Annotated in this window: 4 protein-coding genes; all 4 read right to left on the bottom strand. The window is 51.8% G+C overall.

Translation table 11 applies throughout. The features are described 5' to 3' along the window. Window positions 1–31: 31 nt before the first annotated feature. The 4 genes from DEF47_RS18055 to DEF47_RS18040 all read right to left on the bottom strand — a co-directional run bounded on the left by DEF47_RS18055 (window position 32) and on the right by DEF47_RS18040 (window position 3,502). Window positions 32–1,039 (bottom strand): DUF1152 domain-containing protein, encoded by a 1,008-nt coding sequence (locus DEF47_RS18055; protein WP_012188403.1) that lies wholly within the window; start codon window positions 1,037–1,039, stop codon window positions 32–34. A gap of 89 nt (window positions 1,040–1,128) precedes the next feature. Further along, a complete protein-coding gene (locus DEF47_RS18050) occupies window positions 1,129–1,659 on the bottom strand; it encodes a GTP-binding protein (protein WP_012188402.1) in 531 nt (176 codons plus the stop codon). A 68-nt stretch (window positions 1,660–1,727) separates the two neighbouring features. Further along, window positions 1,728–2,549: a DUF4388 domain-containing protein gene (locus tag DEF47_RS18045; RefSeq protein WP_012188401.1), complete on the bottom strand. Its 822-nt coding sequence runs from the start codon at window positions 2,547–2,549 to the stop codon at window positions 1,728–1,730. A 29-nt stretch (window positions 2,550–2,578) separates the two neighbouring features. Further along, window positions 2,579–3,502, bottom strand: coding sequence for a DUF1385 domain-containing protein (locus tag DEF47_RS18040; RefSeq protein ID WP_012188400.1), 924 nt, complete (start codon window positions 3,500–3,502; stop codon window positions 2,579–2,581). Window positions 3,503–3,600 lie beyond the last annotated feature (98 nt).

Genomic DNA, 3,600 nt, shown 5'->3' with positions numbered 1-3,600 from the left:
GGGAGAGGGGCTAGGGGGTGAGGCAAAATAGTTAACGTAAGCGCGGGCGAATTGGCAAATTTGCCCGCAGCGTATGCACCCACTGCACTACCTCGCGTAAATGTTCAGTCTCCAACAGCGGCTCTAGCAACAAATGCTGCTCAGCCAAGCCCACCAAATCAAAAAACCAATAGATACTCATCAATGGATTGATATCGAGCTTGCTGCCCTCAGTTTTGCTGGTCAGATGATAATTGCCAAAATAGCCCTCGACCGCTGAAATAATTGAGCTGTTGATCACGCTAGGGTCTTGATAAATTCGCGATTGCGTCCAATGCACCGCCGCAGCGTAGGCTTGATAAACTGGCATCTGTTTGATCAGGCTACACGTACCTAGCAAAATTTCGGATTCAGCCAAGCTGGCAATATTCTGAAAAATATGTGGATAATGCATATCGCGTTCAGCGCCCAAGCCAATGCAGGTCACAATTTTGGTTGGAACCTCGTTCAACTGATTGACCGCAGCTAAGGAAATTGTATCTTCAACCAACGTGCCAATTTCGGCCTCGTCGCCCTGCACCAACGCATCAACCCCACCATCAATCAAGATAATTGCATCGATTGAGAGATGCTGGACCAAGCGGCGATAGCTAGCCAAGAGTGGCTTAACCCCGCTGCGCAAAAAAGCCCAAACCGTCAGCGGCTCGCCATAAGTTTGGCGAAACCACTCGGCCAAATACAACTCAGGAAAATAGATAAACGGACTGTAGCGCTGAAACAACGCCACTTGGGTAGCATCAATTGGGCTATGACTGGGCACGAACTCAGGGTCACGCGGCAGGCTCGGCACACCATAGACCGTATCGCCAAGATACTGTAGATTGCTAGCGGCTTCAAGATCGCTAAAACTAAAATTGGCCAAATGCACATTAAAGCCTAGTTGGCGTAATTGCAGAAAAATCGGCAAACCACAGAAAATATCAAAACCGCCGCCCATGCCTGCAATCAAGATGGAACGACGGCCTTGCAATTGGTCGAGAATTGGCAAATTAAGCTGCATCGAAACCTCGCTCCACAATGGCGAAAAGCCGCACTCTGAGACAGAGTACGGCATGGCGAAAAAGAGCAATGAAGCGTGAAGAATCGCCTTTAGTCGGTCGAGCGCTGCATAATAACGTAGAGCAATTCTAGCAGCACATTTTTAACCGAATCCTTTTGGGTTGCCACACAGGGAACAATTTTAACATGGGCTGGCAACCGCAAGGCGAGCCGCAACTCATCAGGTGCCCAAGCGTTCTCGTGGTCTTGCTTATTGGCAGCGACGACATACGGCGCATCACGTTGCGAAGTGAAGAAATCGATAATCCGATTTGTTTCACGGAACGTTTCAGGCCGGGTGCTATCGACCAACACAATCAAGCCGAGCATCCCCTCGGACAAGATTTCCCACATAAAGTCGAAGCGTTTTTGGCCGGGTGTGCCAAACAAGTGCAACACCAAATCATCACTAATGGTAATGCGGCCAAAGTCCATTGCAACGGTGGTTTCGCCTTTGAGCAACTTGGTATCGTCGGAGGCCTTCCGTTCGGTCGAAACCACCTCGATTTCACTAATGGCACGAATGAACTGTGTTTTACCAGCGTTAACCGCGCCACTGATAACCATTTTGACAGTCTGCATACGTCCTCCTAAGACGGAGCTAGGTTGCCGGTGGGAGTGTGGGAGTGTTCCAGCGCAGCGCCGCCTTTCTACATTCCCCTAATACGATTGATGATCCGTGAGACGAGGCTGCGTTTTGGTGCTCCTGCAGCGGCACCAGCACCAGCGCGTCCCGTCGCTGGGACAGGAGGGCGAGGTCGGGTTACCTCAACCAAGCCTGCCGAAATGAAGCCGTATACAATGCGGCTCACATCAAATTCACTCAAGCCAGTCCGACTAATCACTTCTTTGATCGAATCTTTGCCGTTGATGCGGGCAAAAATCCGCCATTCATCGGGCGTTAAGTTGATGCTTTTGGCCTTTTCGAGTGGCTGATCGACAAAGCGAGCGATCATATCGGTATTGGGAATATGATCCTTGATGCGGCCCCATTCATCGACGCGGCGTACACCCTCCATAATGAGGTTTTCCACCCCAAGCGGTACCAGCGATTGGACATCATCACGGTCGAGCTTCACCCCGGCATTGAAGCAAAACTCACCATCGGGCCAGCCAAACAGACTGTACACCGTCTCTTCTATGTGGGTTTGGATATGGCGTTGCAGATCTTCGCGCGTAAGAATATCGCTATCGATCAGCACCGTTCCAAGCGATTGATTGCCATCAGTTTGCTGCAGTTGCACCGCCTGCTGCGCTTGTTGCGGCGTGAGTTTCCCCGTGCGCTGCAACATTTCGCCGAGCGATTCGCGTTCTTGCGTTTGCGCGGCGTAGAGCAGTTTTCCCTTTTCAAAGTAGAGCGTTGCTGCGGCACTTTGACGGTTCAGTTGTAAACTGCCAGTTTTGTACCCGCGATCGATCAGATAAAGAAAATCAGCGAGTGCAAAGTCGCGCAAATTACCAACAAGAGCCATACAGATGCCCTCACTCTGGATGTACGATGTTAGGACGTAAGTGCAGGCCGAATATCGACCGCGATTGGCTGACTTTCAACCGTTTGACCATCGGCGGCCAAGACCCGCGCCAGGGCAGCGATTGCTACCTCAAGCATGGCATCATCGGGTTCGCGGGTGGTCAAGCGTTGCAGCGCCAATGCTGGTGTCATCAAACCACGCACAATCGGGTTGGTTGCCTTGCTTGCGGTTAGCCGCATAAGCTCGTAGGCAAGCGCCGCCACAAACGGCACTAGGATGATTCGACTTAGCAAACGTAGCCAAAAGGGAAACGTGCCAAGCAATGCAAATACAGGAATGCTGAGCACCACCACAATTAGTAATAAGGTTGTGCCACAGCGCGGGTGGATGGTTGTGAACGGTCGAACATGCTCAACGGTCAATGGACAACCAGCTTCGTAGGCCGAAACAGCTTTGTGCTCAGCGCCATGATACCCGAAAACTCGGCGGATTTCGGCGGTTCGCCCGACAAGTACCAAGTAGCCAACAAAAATGAGCAAGCGCGTGATGCCTTCAATCGTTTCGCGACTGTAGATGCCGAGATTAGCCCAATTGGCAATTCCCGAAGCCACCAGCAAGGGCAAAACGAAAAATAAGGCGATCGATATGCCGACCGAGGTGGTTACCAGCAGCGCTGTTTGCCCTTTGCTCAAGGGTTGCTCGGCTTGATCGTCGGTCACACTGGCCGAGAACATCAAGGCCCACATCCCAATCACTAAGGCATCGCCCAAAAGCTGAATGCCCCGCAGCAGTGGTAACCGACTCCAAAAGACCCGCCGCTCCAAATTCAGTTCACGGTCGCGAATGACGATCTGGCCGGCAGGTGAACGGACAGCGACACTAGCCCGGTGCAAACCGCGCATCATCACGCCTTCCATTACTGCTTGTCCACCATACGGAAACCGTTCAGCCATAGCGTTCACCACATAGGAGGATGGGTTGGTCTGTGTATCGTACCACTAGCCCTTGTCGTTTGACAAGAGGGCAGCCTAGTTATTTTGGTTGCGATCGT

The sequence above is a fragment of the Herpetosiphon sp. genome, assembly GCF_003512625.1.
Taxonomy (GTDB): domain Bacteria; phylum Chloroflexota; class Chloroflexia; order Chloroflexales; family Herpetosiphonaceae; genus Herpetosiphon; species Herpetosiphon aurantiacus.
Note: the sequence above shows the minus strand (reverse complement) of the source record. Positions and strands in the feature narration are given on the sequence as shown.